This window comes from Agrobacterium sp. ES01 (genome assembly GCF_050320885.1).
In the GTDB taxonomy this organism is placed as follows: domain Bacteria; phylum Pseudomonadota; class Alphaproteobacteria; order Rhizobiales; family Rhizobiaceae; genus Allorhizobium.
Map to the genome: position 1 here is coordinate 1 of NZ_JBNQTH010000008.1, position 13,735 is coordinate 13,735.

The following is a 13,735-nucleotide window of genomic DNA, read 5'->3' on the forward strand; positions in this document are numbered from 1 at the left end:
TCCTGCCCCCGCAACCAAAATCCAAAACACAAATTCAATCATCATATCAAATACAAGATATGAAAATAAATCCCGGCGCTCAAAACGCCCGGGCGATCAATCCGTCTGCAAACGCGGAATGCCACGATCACCGCTAATCTAGAGCGCGACCTCGTCAAACAACCAACGGTTTATGGCAGGCCTTCCCTTGCATGCCGGAACAAACTGTCCAGCCTACCGTTCCTCGATTCGGATGGATGGCACAAACGTACAGCCGTACGACCGCCACATCCGCTTTCATTACCGATAGGAGCGCGACATGGCAAAAAACAAAGTGGGCAAGCTGGACACCGTCGCCATTGGCGATCAGAAAATATTGCGCGGAACGGGTGGTGAGCTTCACCAGACAGCCGGCGGTGACATTCCGACATTGACCACCCAGCAGGGCACGCCGGTCGCAGATGACCAGAACTCGCTTCGGGCCGGCCAGCGCGGTCCTACACTTCTCGAAGACCAGCATTTCAGAGAGAAAATCTTCCACTTCGATCACGAGCGCATTCCAGAACGCGTCGTCCATGCCCGCGGTTTCGGTGCCCATGGCTATTTTGAAGCCTATGAATCGCTCTCGGATCTCACCAAGGCTGACATCTTTCAGCGCAAGGGCGAAAAGACCGAATTGTTTGCCCGTTTCTCAACTGTTGCCGGCAACAAGGGGTCGCCGGATCTGGCGCGCGATGTGCGCGGCTTTGCCGTCAAGTTCTACACCAAGGAAGGGAACTGGGATCTGGTCGGCAATAATATCCCGGTCTTCTTCATCCAGGACGCGATCAAATTCCCCGACCTCATCCATTCCGCCAAGCAGGAGCCGGATCGTGGCTTCCCGCAGGCGCAGACCGCACACGATAATTTCTGGGACTTCATTTCGCTGACGCCTGAATCGATCAACATGGCGTTGTGGATCATGTCCGACCGCACCATTCCGCGCTCGCTGCGGTTCATGGAAGGCTTTGGCGTTCATACCTTCCGCTTGATCAATGCCGAGGGCAAGTCCAGCTTCGTCAAGTTTCACTGGAAACCGAAGCAGGGTCTGCAGTCGGTGGTGTGGAACGAGGCCGTGAAACTGAACGGTGCCGATCCCGATTTCCATCGTCGCGACATGTGGAACTCCATCAAGATGGGAAATTATCCCGAATGGGAACTTGGCCTTCAGGTGTTCGACGAAAAATTTGCAGACGAGTTCGAATTCGATGTCCTCGACCCGACCAAGATCATTCCGGAGGAACAGGTGCCGGTGAGGATTGTCGGCCGAATGGTCCTGGATCGCTGCGTCGACAATTTTTTTGCCGAAACGGAGCAGGTGGCTTTCCAGACCGGAAATCTGGTGCCCGGCATCGACTTTACCAATGACCCGCTGCTTCAGGGACGGAACTTCTCCTACCTCGACACCCAATTGAGCCGTTTGGGATCGACCAATTTCAACCACCTGCCGGTCAACGCTCCGCGTTGTCCCTTCCACCATTTCCAGCAGGACGGTCACATGGCGTTCCACAACCCGACCGGGCGTGCGAACTACGAACCCAATTCCTGGGGCAAGCAGGGGGGACCGCGCGAAAACCCGGAAAAGGGCTTCCAGTCTTATGGCGAAGACATGGAAGGCGCAAAGGGCCGCTACCGGTCCGAGACATTTGCCGATCATTACAGCCAGGCGCGACAATTCTACGTCTCGCAGACGCCGGTCGAACAGGGACACATTGCCGATGCCTTTGTCTTCGAACTTTCGAAGGTCGAAACCATGGCCATCCGGGAGCGCATCGTCGCACATCTGTTGAACGTGGATGAGGATCTTGCCGGCAAAGTGGCCGACGGTCTCGGGTTGAAATCAATGCCGAAGCCGGCCGATGCGGCTCGCCCGACGATTACCGATCTCAAGACCTCGGACACGCTGTCCATTATCCTCAACGGGCCCAAGAGCTTCAAGGGCCGCAAGCTTGGCGCGCTGGTTACCGATGGTGTCGATATCGATCTCGTCGATGCACTCAAGACGGCGGTTGAAAAAGAAGGCGGCCAGATCGAGTTCGTCGCTCCGAAGATCGGTGGCGTGAAGGCCAGCGACGGTACGCTGATCGAGGCGGGCCAGAAGATCGATGGTGGTCCGTCAATCCTTTACGACGCGGTTGCGATACTCGTCTCCAAGGATGGCGCTGCGGCTCTTGCCAAGCAGCCCGCTGCCCGTGATTTTGCCGCAGATGCTTTCGCGCATTGCAAGTTCATTGGCTACAGTGAAGAGGCCAGGGCCTTGCTCGAGAAGGCCGGAATCTGGAGCGATATCGATGACGGATGCAAGATGCTGTCGAAGAAAAGTGACGGGGCCGCCTTCATCGATATGTGCCGAGACCTTCGCTTCTGGGACCGCGAGGCAAAGCTCGCGTAACGTGGAGTTCGAAAAAGACCAATCCCGGCCGCTCCAATATTGGAAGGCTAAAGGGCCTTGGCGAATTGCGCGGCGCAGTTCGGGCAATCACGCTTCGGATGGATTGTAAGGAGATGAAGCTACCAAGTCCCGCACACTCGAAACAACTAGGCTGGAATTTTCGGCGTGGTCGTTCGGGCTGCGGGAACTGACAAGTTTTGCCGCGAAGTATCGCGCCAGGATGTCATGGCGACGCTCTATGTCGCCTGGTGTGCGGGAATACTGTAATTCGGCGCGGCACCGCATTAAAGTCATGGCCTGTCCGAGCGCCGCAAAGCGTTGATCGGACAGGCCATGACTTGGTGCCTGACGGGGACGTCGAGTTGTTCGATCAACCCCAACCGGACACATTGTGTGCGGACCTCGAACATCCCGCTTGAGACATTTCGCTAGCTTACTGGTTCAAAAAGCTTGCCATAGGTCTCGCGCAGGACATTTTTCTGCACTTTCCCCATCGTATTGCGTGGAAGATCGGGGACGAAGATGACGCGTTTCGGCTGCTTGTAACGGGCAAGCCTTTCCTGCAATGCCGCCAGAATATCCTTCTCCTCGACTGTCTCGCCGGGCTTGCGCACCACAACGGCAGTCACGCCCTCGCCGAAATCGGGATGGGGAACACCGATAACGGCGCTTTCAAAGACGCCCGGCAGTTGATCGATCTCGGTTTCGACTTCCTTCGGATAGATATTGTATCCGCCTGAGATCACGAGATCCTTGCCGCGACCGACAATGTGGACATAGCCTGCCTTATCGACCATGCCGAGGTCGCCGGTGATGAAGAACCCGTCGGCACGGAATTCGGCAGCGGTCTTCTCGGGCATGCGCCAATAGCCCTTGAACACGTTCGGACCGCTCACTTCGATCATACCGGTCTCGCCATCGGGGACCGGCTTGCCGTCCTCCGGATCGGAAACCCTCAGTGAAACGCCTGGCAGCGGAAAGCCCACTGTGCCCGCCACCCGCTCGCCCTCATAGGGGTTTGAGGTATTCATGTTGGTTTCGGTCATACCGTAGCGCTCCAGAATACGATGGCCTGTCATGGCCTCGAACTGGCGATGGGTTTCCGCCAGGAGGGGTGCGGAGCCGGAGATGAAGAGACGCATATTGGCGGTGCGCTCTTTGGTCAGTGCCGAACTCTGGATGAGGCGGACATAGAATGTCGGAACGCCCATCATGCAGGTCGCCTTTGGCATCAGCGCGAGAACCTGCTCGGCATCGAATTTCGGCAGGAACACCATGGATGCGCCTGCGAGCAGGATGACGTTGGAGGCGACGAAGAGACCGTGGGTGTGGAAGATCGGCAAGGCATGGATCAGCTTGTCGTCGCTGGTGAAACGCCAGTAATCGCGCAGCGTCGCCGCATTCGACAGAAGGTTGTCGTGGCTGAGCATGGCACCCTTCGATCGTCCCGTGGTGCCGGACGTATAAAGGATGGCAGCAAGATCGTCGGCACCGCGTGAAACATCGTCGAAACTGTCCGGCTCTGAGCGGGCCAGATCGATCAGGCTGCCGCCACCATTGTCATCCATTGTTTCGACGACTGCACCTTTTGGCACTGCAATCGACTGCAAGCCTTCTTTTGCGCCCGGCGCGCAGACCACCAGGCGCGGTTCCGCGTCGCCGATAAAGTAGTCAAGTTCAGCCAGCGTGTAGGCCGTGTTGAGCGGCAGATAAACGGCACCGGCCCGCACGCAAGCGAGGTAAAGCATCAGCGCTTCCGGGCTCTTTTCCACCTGCACCGCGACCCGGTCGCCCGGTTTTACGCCGAGTTTCGTAAGCGCGCCGGCAAAGCGGGCGGAGAGGGCGAGCATGTCACCATAGGTCCAGCGCTGACCGGGTGCCGTCTCGATGAACGAGGCCTCGGGGCGGATGCCTTTGCGGATCGCGTCAAAAAGGTGATTGCTCATGCGCTGAACTCCTTGCTGCCTTTTTCATTCTGGCTGTTTGCCGGGGTGGTGCCGCCCATCGGAAGAGGGTTTTTCGGGCCCTTGTCCGCCGGCACCAGCTTGCGCACCGGACCAGCGGCCACGACCTCGCTTCGTGCTGCAAAGGCCTCGTGATTTTTCTCGATGTCGTCGAATTTGTAGAGATAGTTGACCATAAGCCCGTGGGACTGGCGCATGGCGCGCGGCGAGCGGTCCGCCAGGACGTTAATCCGCTCCAGCCGCGCGCCATTGCCGAGGTGGAAACGGGCGACCGGATCGATCACCCTTCCACGGGAATTGCGCGCTTTCAGGAAATACCAGGCAGCCGCAGCCGTCAGCACAGGCTGAACGCGGGCCTTCAGTTCCTCGTTATCAGCCCAGCCACTTTCATCGAGAGCTTCGAGCTTTGTCTTATCGGCTGCCGTCAGGGCGTCGGATGTGTCGGCACGTCGTTCCTCAGCCAGCCAGGCGGCAAAGCCTGGGACCGGGGAGAGCGTGACGAAAGTGTCCAGCCCCGGCAAGTCGCGCTTCAGATCCTCCACCACCTGCTTGATCAGGAAATTGCCGAAGGAAATGCCGCGCAGGCCATCCTGACAATTGGAGATCGAGTAAAAGACGGCAGTGGTCGCGTCAGCTTCCGCGATCGGTACGCGATCCTCGCGCAGCAGGTCGCCGATATTGTCCGGGATATCGCGGGTGAGCGCCACTTCCACAAAGATCAGCGGATCATCGGCAAGCTGTGGATGGAAAAATGCGAAACAGCGCCGATCCTTCGGCGCCAGCCGAAGCCGCAATTCCTCCCAACCGCCAATATGGTGCACGGCCTCGTAGCGAATGATCCTTTCCAGGATATCAGCCGGTGTCGACCAGCTGATCGGCTTCAACATCAGGAAGCCACGGTTGAACCAGGAGCCGAACAGATGGGCAAAATCGGAATCCACGGCCTCCAGATCGGGCCGCTCGCTCTTCATCTTGAGGAGCGCTTCACGCATCCGCACAAGGCTCTCGATGCCATGGGGTGCCAGATTGAAGCGGCGGATAAGCTCCTGCCGGCGAGGTTCTGCCGCTTCATGAAGCGTCAGCAGAGCTGAAGGCGTCGGGTCGTTTCGATAAGCGTCTATCGCTTGTTCCAGCTGTTCGGTTCTCGGGCCAAAGCGGGACAGCAGGCGCTGCATGAAATCCAGTTGCTCACTTGGGTTCAGTCGGCGCCAGGATGTCAGAATATCGTTGGCGAGCGCCATGCCGGAGGCTTCGCCGCGCCCTGACAGCAACGCCTCGCAAAGGGCCTCCATCGTGTCGACCGGATTATTGCCGTCGACGCGCGGGCTTGAGGACAGCAGTTTGCGGCCGCGATCGGCAATGGCCTGAAGCATGTCACCAAGGAAGGATGTCGTGTTCATTAGATACCTCCGAGCATTCGATTTGGTAGCCAGGTGGCGATGCCGGGGAAAATGCAGAGGATGAGGATCGCCAGAAACATCACGAGCACGTAAGGAAGCGCGCCCCAGAGGATATCCCTGGTCGGGATTTTGGGTGCGATGGCGTTGATCACAAAGAGGTTGAGGCCAATCGGCGGCGTAATCAATCCGACCTCCATATTGATGGTCAGCACGATTGCAAACCAGTAGGGGTCGAAGCCTGCCTGGGTGACGATCGGAAAGAGCATAGGCGCGGTCATCACGATCACAGCGACTGGCGGCAGGAACATGCCGCAAACCAGCAGAAAGACATTGATGATGGCCAGCAGTACCCAGCGATTGACGTCGAGGTCTGCAATGAACGCCGCAACCGACTGGGTGATGTAGAGCGAAGACAGGGCGAAAGCGAAGAGTTCGGCTGCCGCCATGATCATCATGATCATCACGCTTTCGCGCATGGCAGAGGAAAAGATGTGCGCAACCGGTTTGAAGCGGAAAAGACGGTAGGCAATGATGACGACGAGCAGCGTTAAAAGCGCGCCGGCGCCGGCGGCTTCGGATGGCGTGGCCACGCCGCCATAGAGCACATAAAGCGTGCCTGCGATGATGAGCAGAAAGGGCAGAATGCGCGGAAGGGCGGAGAAACGCTGCTTCATGGTATAGCGTATACCGGCACCATCGAAGACGTAACCCTTGCGCTTGCAGTCGATGATGGCCCAGGTCATGAACATGGCAGTCAGCATGACGCCGGGAATGACACCTGCCATGAACAGGCGGCCAATAGAGGTTTCGGTGGCGATGCCGTAGACGATCAGAGTCACCGAAGGCGGGATCAGGATGCCCAGCGTGCCGCCAGCCGCGATGGATCCTGTGGCGACGGAATTCGGGTATCCACGGTTCACCATTTCCGGAATGCCCATCTTGCCGATCGCAGCGCAGGTGGCGGGCGATGAGCCGGTCATGCCGGAAAAGATAGCGCAGGCACCGATATTGGACAGAACGAGGCCGCCCGGCACACGGTTCAGCCAGCGGTCGAGTGCTGTGTAGAGGTCGGAGCCCGCCGGCGATGACGCGACAGCGGCCCCCATCAGCACGAACATCGGGATGGATACATATGCGAGATTGGCGATGCCGGAGAACATGGTGTCACCGAGCACGTAGAAGATATCGAATCCGCTCTGAAAATAGAGCGCTGTGACAGCGGCAAGTCCGAGCGCAAAGGCAATCGGCATGCCGGTGCCCAGAAGCACGAAGAGCGAAAGGATCAGCAGTGATCCGGCGACGGTCGGGCTCATCGAATGGCCTCCTTGGACGTGGTGGCTTGCGCGGGGATCTCGGCGTCGGACATCATATGCGGTCCGCTGACAGGGATTGTGCCCTGCGTATCGAAGACGAGGCCAAGGATACGTGCCACATATTGCAGACACAGCAATCCAAAGCCGATGGGCAGGGCCATCAGCGGGATCCAGAGCGGCGGTGCCCAAATACTGGAATGCTTCCAATTTCCAGCCCAGGCATCATGGAACTGTATCCACCCGGCGACAAACATGATCGCGCAGAAAAGAAGCCCGAAGACGCTGCCGACGATTTGCAGGCGGGACCTGGTCTTTCGGGACACCATGACCTCAACCACATCGACGCCGACATGACCTCCGGTCAAAAGCACGTATGGTGCCCCCAGGAAGATCGCCACCGTTGCCGAAAAGACGACGAAGTCGGTTTGCCAGATCGTTGGCCAGGCGAAGACATAGCGCATCAGGATCATCTGGCAGACGACCAGCATGGCAGCGATGATCAATGCGGTGGAGATCAGCGCGAACAGACGCGAGATCTGGCTGATGGCCCAGATATAGGCCTTTACCATGGCAGTTTCCTCAGAAGTGTCGGGATCGTGGGCGGCAGAAGGCTGCCGCCCCGCAGGTTTGCCATCACTCGACAGCGAGCGCCTTTTCGATCAGCTTGTCGCCGCCTTCGACCTTTTCGGCGAATTTCTTGTAGGCCGACTGCTTGGCGATCTCGAGCCAGGCGTCATAGTCGCTCTTGGACATTTCGACGACCTCGACACCTGCATTCTTGTAGGCATCGATCATAACCTGATCGCCCTTGCGCACTTCCTCGTTAAAAAACGCTTCCGCTTTTTCACCGGCTGCGAGCAGCGCCTTCTGCTGTTCAGGCGTGAGCTTGTCATAGGTCTGCTTGGACAAGAGCACCGGCTCATACATGAACCAGAGTGCGTTTTCGCCCGGCGCAGTCAGGCACTTGGCCTGCTCGAACAGGCGGTAGGACACGAAGCTTGCCGACGATGTGTTGGCGGCATCCAGAACGCCGGTCTGCATGCCGGAATAGATTTCCGAGGATGGCATCGAGGCAATCGAGGCCCCGGCTTCGGCCAACATTTCCTCGAAGGCAGGACCTGCAGCTCGGATGACCTGACCCTTGATCGTGTCGGGCGAGGTAATACAGTTCTTCTTCGATGCAAAAGCCCCGGAAAGCCAGGCATCTGAAATCACCATGGCGCCCTGATCTTCGATGATCTTCTTGATATCAGCCATGAACGGTGAATCATTGAGCCGCATGGCACGGTCGAAATTGCCAACGAGACCCGGCATCAGCGTTGCCGAAAATTCCGGATGGCGACCGGACGCATAGTCCAGCGGGAACGATGTGAGGTCGAGCAGACCGCGGGTGAGGGCGTTCCACTGATCATTGGGCTTGTACAGTGACGAGCCCGGAAAGACCTGAATCTTCAGATCGACATTGGCCGCTTCGACTTCCTTGGCAATGAGCTGAACCATCTCGTCGCGAATATCGCCCTTGCCACCGGGAAACTGGTGCGAGGCCTTGAGAATGGTTTCCGCCTGGGCCGAGACGGCACCGAACGTAATTGCGGCCATGGCAACGCCAAGACCCAGCATGCGTGTGAGCTTCTTCATAGGTTTCCTCCCTTGAACCGGCCTCCCCGCCGGATTGGGGCAATGTTGAAACCATCTTGCGCACGATGTCAATCGTCTTGTATACGAGAAGAGTAAATCTTGTACGCGAGGCTGGGCGTGAGCGAACAAAGCACTTTTCACAAACTACGGGACGATATCGAGAATGGTATCGTGACGGGCGAGTTCGAACCGGGCGACCGTCTGGATGAGACGCAACTCGCCACACGCTTCGGCGTGTCCCGCACACCCATTCGCGAAGCATTGATGCAATTGAGCGCCATCGGTCTGGTCGAGATCAGGCCGCGCCGCGGTGCCATCGTTGTCGATCCAGGCCCCCATTATGTCTTTGAGATGTTTGATGTGATGGCAGAGCTCGAGGGAATGGCCGGAGCCCATGCGGCGCGCCGTCACTCGGCGGACGATGCGCACGTGCTGCGCGCGGCCCATGCCCGATGCAGGGACGCGGCGCTCAGCGATGACACGGACAGCTATTACTACGAGAACGAAGTGTTCCACCACGCGATCTATGATGCCAGCCATAGCGGGTTTCTCAGGGAGCAGTGTGTCGCCCTTCACCGGCGCCTTCGCCCTTACCGGCGTCTGCAGTTGCGCGTGCGCAACCGCATGAAGGTTTCCCTCGAGGAGCACGGCAAGATCGTCGATGCCATTCTCGAGGGCAATGACGAATTGGCGCGCACGCTTTTGCGCGGTCATATTGCCGTTCAGGGGGATCGCTTCAGTGACCTTGTCGCCAATATCGAGCGGCTGAAAAGCCGAACGGCAACGGATCCAGCGTCGACCGGCAGGACACAGGGCGGCTGAAGCGGCATAGACCGTCAACGCCAAATGACACAAGGCCATTGCATCGAAACAGATGCGTCCTGCCTGGGCCGCCGGATCGACAATTGTCGCTGACTGGTAAACTGAACGTGACAACACGGACGGGTCATATCTGTCTTGCCTCCCACAGCAGAAGCGCTACACTCGCTGTGCGAATGGACGGAAAGCTTTGGGAGGAGCGGTACGTGAAACGGATGTGGCCAGACGAATATGCCTTTCTGCTGGACGATGCAGAGGAAGTTGACCTTCATATTCCCCCGGTGGAACAAAGCGATGGTCCAACCGAAAAGGCAATAACCAGAAAGGCCTTGAAAGTTCGCATCAGCCAACAGGATTTCGAGAAAATCTGGCCCCTTTCAGAGGCTCGCTATCGACTTTCCGGACGTTTTTCGAGCAAAGCGATCACGTTGATCACCAACAACCCGCACTATCAGAAATGGCATCCGTCCGAGGGTGGCAGTGTCGAGAGCGTGTCCGACAGCGGTCAGAAATATACGACCCATTATGTGATGGTGCATTTTCTTCTGGATGATGTCAGGGAGAGCGTCGCCGCTTGAAATCGGCGCGGTTGTGTCTTGCCCTGCCGCAGGCCTGCATTGGCTCTCACGAGCCAGTGCCGGATGATCCGGGATGACTAGCGTTTGACTGGCCGGCGTTCCACTATCCACTGCTCAACGTCAGTATCGTGCGCAGGCGTGACATGGGAAGCCCGGCGTGGCATAGGGAGCCTCCTTTTTTCATCAGGCCCCCTTCATGATCCGCATTGAGAACATCAGTAAGTCCAACAGCCACCGCATCCTTTTCATTGAAGCTTCGGCAGCACTGAACAGGGGTGAGAAGATCGGACTTGTCGGGCCGAATGGCGCGGGCAAGACGACGCTCTTTCGCATGATCACCGGTGAGGAACAGCCGGATGAAGGCCAGGTCTCCATCGATAAAGGCGTAACCATCGGTTATTTCAACCAGGATGTCGGCGAAATGTCCGGCATGAGCGCCGTGGCCGAAGTCATGGAAGGGGCGGGGCCGGTCAGTGTGGTGGCAGCCGAGCTGCGCTCGCTGGAGGCCGCCATGTCGGACCCCGACCGCATGGATGAGATGGATGCCATCATAGAGCGCTATGGCGAGGTCCAGTCGCGTTACGAGGAGCTGGATGGTTACGCCCTGGAAGGCCGGGCGCGCGAAGTGCTGGCCGGCCTGTCCTTCAGCCAGGAGATGATGGACGGCGATGTTGGCAAGCTCTCGGGTGGCTGGAAGATGCGCGTTGCGCTGGCCCGCATCCTTCTCATGCGCCCCGACGTGATGTTGCTCGACGAGCCGAGCAACCATCTCGATCTTGAAAGCCTGATCTGGCTCGAGGATTTTCTGAAAGGATATGACGGGGCGCTTTTGATGACTTCGCACGACCGCGAATTCATGAATCGTATCATTGGCAAGATCATCGAAATCGATGGCGGATCGCTCAATTCCTATTCCGGCGACTATGCCTTTTACGAAGCGCAGAGGGCGCAGAACGAGCGCCAGCAGGAAGCCCAGTTCGAGCGCCAGCAGGCAATGCTTGCCAAGGAGATCAAGTTCATCGAACGGTTCAAGGCGCGCGCTTCGCATGCAGCCCAGGTTCAAAGCCGCGTCAAGAAACTGGACAAGATTGACCGCATCGAGCCACCGCGAAGACGCCAGACTGTGGCCTTCGACTTCCTACCCGCACCTCGGTCCGGCGAGGACGTGGTCAACCTCAAAAGCGTGCACAAGGCCTATGGTAGCCGAAGTATTTATGAGGGGCTGGATTTCATGGTGCGCCGGCGTGAGCGCTGGTGCATTCTGGGGGTGAACGGTGCCGGAAAATCGACGCTGCTGAAGCTTGCCACCGGCACAACCGAGCCGGATGATGGATCGGTAAACCTCGGGGCGAGCGTGAAGCTCGGCTATTTCGCGCAGCATTCGATGGACCTTCTCGATGGCGATCTCACCATTCTGCAATGGCTGGAGCAGCGGTTCCCCCGGGCGGGGCAGGCACCGCTTCGCGCCCTTTCGGGCTGTTTCGGTTTTTCCGGTGATGATGTCGAAAAGCGCTGCCGCGTGCTGTCCGGCGGCGAGAAGGCCCGTCTTGTCATGGCGGCCATGCTGTTTGATCCGCCGAACTTTCTCGTGCTCGACGAGCCGACCAACCACCTCGATGTCGATACCAAGCAGATGCTGATCAAGGCGCTTTCGGCTTACGAGGGCACGATGCTTTTTGTATCCCATGACCGCCATTTTCTGGCAGCGCTTTCCAATCGCGTTCTGGAACTGACGCCGGATGGTGTTCACCAGTATGGCGGTGGCTATACCGAATATGTGGAACGCACCGGGCAGGAAGCTCCGGGGCTACGCGCCGCAGGCGGTTAGGCTGATTGCCTGTTTGGCTGCAGGTATTGTCTCGTTATATGGGCCGAGCATCATGTCCGGATTCGCGGTGAACGGAGGCATGCACGAATCATCGTGAATGGCGTTCGAAGAGCGCTAGTCAGCTGTGAATGGGGTGATGGCACAAATCGACGGCGATACAGCAAGGCTCACCGTGCAGGAAGCGTCGGCGGCATCTCCAATTCCGGATAAGTCGGATGACGGAGAGCTTCGACGATGAGCCGGTGGTCGATAATATTGTCGGAGCTGCGGCGATGTGTGCCGACGAGGGCGTGTTCGCCAACTAGTGACGTGGGGTTCGGTGAGACGATCGTTGATGACGCCAACATCGCCTGAGCGTATGACAGTGTGGATGCCGTAGCCTTATCGGATGGTTCCATAATTCGTATTACGCGAGCGGATAGTGTAGCGGGGGTACATTCCATTTTCAAATGCAACGAAGACAATAATGGCCATGGTTTCAGGAGGATGGAATGGCCCGCTCTTTTGTTCAGTTGAGTTTGGACGAACGTCGCATCATTGCGCGGATGCATGAGAAGAAGATCAGTCAGGCTGAGATCGCACGAGCCCTTCGTCGCGACCGTTCGACGATCTGCCGGGAGCTGCGACGCAATTTCTGGCACGACCGTGAGGCTCCGATTGCCGAAGGATACTGGCACGTCACGGCACATGGGATGGCGGTCGACCGGCGTCGTAAATACCGCAAGCTACTGCGCGATCCTAGTCTGTGCGCTGCCGTAATAGATCGGCTCAAGGACGGCTGGTCGCCAGAACAGATTGCCGGTCGGCTACGGCTTGCCGGTGGTGTCGCCACGCGGCTGTGCCATGAGACAATCTATCAATACGTCTATTCACAGGAAGGCCAGGATCAGCAATTGGCGCGTCACCTGCCCGAACGACGGCGCAGACGGCGACCGAGATATGCACGCAAACCCAGAAGCCTCATCTTTCCAATGGAATGCGCCATTCGCAACAGACCTGACAGCATCAATTCCCGAAGTGAGTTCGGTCACTGGGAAGCGGATCTGATGATCTTCAGAAAGGAATATGGCGCCGCAAACATCGCCACCGTCGTGGAGCGCAAGAGCCGTTACACTCTGCTGTTTCGCAACAATGACCGGCGCTCGAAGCCGATCATGAACCAGTTGATACGGCATCTGGCACCCCTGCCCGTTCAAGCCAGGCAAAGTCTGACATTTGATCGAGGGTTGGAGTTCGTATCATGGCGTGAGCTCGAGCACGGCATGGGAACGGCCGCCTGGTTCTGCGACCCCCAAGCTCCATGGCAGAAAGGCACGGTCGAAAACACAAACAAGCGTGTTCGACGTTACCTGCCGCCGGAAACGATCGTGCTGGATGTCAGCAATCAGGAGATCCGCTCCTTGTGTGACACGCTGAATAACACGCCGCGCAAATGCCTGGGGTTTCACACGCCGAAGGAGATGTTCAGCCAGCATCTATTGGCTCTCCAACGGTGATGCGTGTAGATTTCCAACAAGTGTTGCATTCAAGATGGAACCAACAAAAGTTAGAATGTCCTGTTTCTGCAAAGTTGGAATGTCACACTCCCCGGGTTTCAATGATGCCTGGGAGATAGCAGATGGGAATGATAGCGATGAGCGATCGCGACCCGCAGCGGTTCGTGATCTTGTCAAAATCGAAAAGCCGTTGCTGCGGGCTGAAATTGGCCGACCGCAGCCCTGCCCGTTTTCGTGCTACCCACTCTTTACCGTAGCAACCCGAAAACGAATGCTTGGCAGACTTTCG

At 57.8% G+C, this 13,735-nt stretch carries 10 protein-coding genes; 5 read left to right on the forward strand and 5 right to left on the reverse strand.

The annotated features are described in order from the left end of the window. The first annotated feature begins 298 nt into the window (after positions 1-298). Positions 299-2,410: a catalase gene (locus tag ACQQ2Q_RS18980; RefSeq protein WP_428188696.1), complete on the forward strand. Its 2,112-nt coding sequence runs from the start codon at positions 299-301 to the stop codon at positions 2,408-2,410. Positions 2,411-2,838: 428 nt separating this feature from the next. On the opposite strand, the gene ACQQ2Q_RS18985 is transcribed toward ACQQ2Q_RS18980, so the two are convergent. From ACQQ2Q_RS18985 to dctP, 5 genes are all read right to left on the reverse strand, one after another. Continuing rightward, positions 2,839-4,356 carry a malonate--CoA ligase gene (locus ACQQ2Q_RS18985; RefSeq protein WP_428188697.1) on the reverse strand — a complete coding sequence of 506 codons (1,518 nt, stop codon included), beginning with the start codon at positions 4,354-4,356 and terminating at the stop codon, positions 2,839-2,841. Further along, the gene (locus ACQQ2Q_RS18990; RefSeq protein ID WP_428188698.1) at positions 4,353-5,774 is read right to left on the reverse strand and encodes a malonyl-CoA decarboxylase; all 1,422 of its coding nucleotides are present in this window, start codon (positions 5,772-5,774) and stop codon (positions 4,353-4,355) included. The genes ACQQ2Q_RS18985 and ACQQ2Q_RS18990 overlap by 4 nt, the downstream gene beginning before the upstream one ends. Then, the gene (locus tag ACQQ2Q_RS18995; protein ID WP_428188699.1) at positions 5,774-7,087 is read right to left on the reverse strand and encodes a TRAP transporter large permease; all 1,314 of its coding nucleotides are present in this window, start codon (positions 7,085-7,087) and stop codon (positions 5,774-5,776) included. The genes ACQQ2Q_RS18990 and ACQQ2Q_RS18995 overlap by 1 nt, the downstream gene beginning before the upstream one ends. Further along, on the reverse strand, positions 7,084-7,656 hold the full coding sequence (locus ACQQ2Q_RS19000; RefSeq protein WP_428188700.1) for a TRAP transporter small permease subunit: 573 nt from the start codon (positions 7,654-7,656) through the stop codon (positions 7,084-7,086). Before ACQQ2Q_RS19000 ends, ACQQ2Q_RS18995 begins: the two co-directional genes overlap by 4 nt. Positions 7,657-7,720: 64 nt before the next feature. Then, a complete protein-coding gene (gene dctP / locus ACQQ2Q_RS19005; protein WP_428188838.1) occupies positions 7,721-8,707 on the reverse strand; it encodes a TRAP transporter substrate-binding protein DctP in 987 nt (328 codons plus the stop codon). Positions 8,708-8,842: 135 nt separating this feature from the next. Between dctP and ACQQ2Q_RS19010 the strand changes: the two genes are divergently transcribed. The 4 genes from ACQQ2Q_RS19010 to ACQQ2Q_RS19025 all read left to right on the forward strand — a co-directional run bounded on the left by ACQQ2Q_RS19010 (position 8,843) and on the right by ACQQ2Q_RS19025 (position 13,446). Further along, a complete protein-coding gene (locus ACQQ2Q_RS19010; RefSeq protein ID WP_428188701.1) occupies positions 8,843-9,547 on the forward strand; it encodes a GntR family transcriptional regulator in 705 nt (234 codons plus the stop codon). Positions 9,548-9,759: 212 nt separating this feature from the next. After that, entirely contained in the window at positions 9,760-10,122 is a 363-nt protein-coding gene (locus tag ACQQ2Q_RS19015; RefSeq protein WP_428188839.1) for a hypothetical protein, read from the forward strand. 196 nt (positions 10,123-10,318) lie between these two features. After that, positions 10,319-11,950 (forward strand): ABC-F family ATP-binding cassette domain-containing protein, encoded by a 1,632-nt coding sequence (locus tag ACQQ2Q_RS19020; RefSeq protein WP_428188702.1) that lies wholly within the window; start codon positions 10,319-10,321, stop codon positions 11,948-11,950. Between the two features lie 491 nt (positions 11,951-12,441). Further along, positions 12,442-13,446: an IS30 family transposase gene (locus ACQQ2Q_RS19025; protein ID WP_428188703.1), complete on the forward strand. Its 1,005-nt coding sequence runs from the start codon at positions 12,442-12,444 to the stop codon at positions 13,444-13,446. The last annotated feature ends 289 nt before the right edge of the window (positions 13,447-13,735 follow it).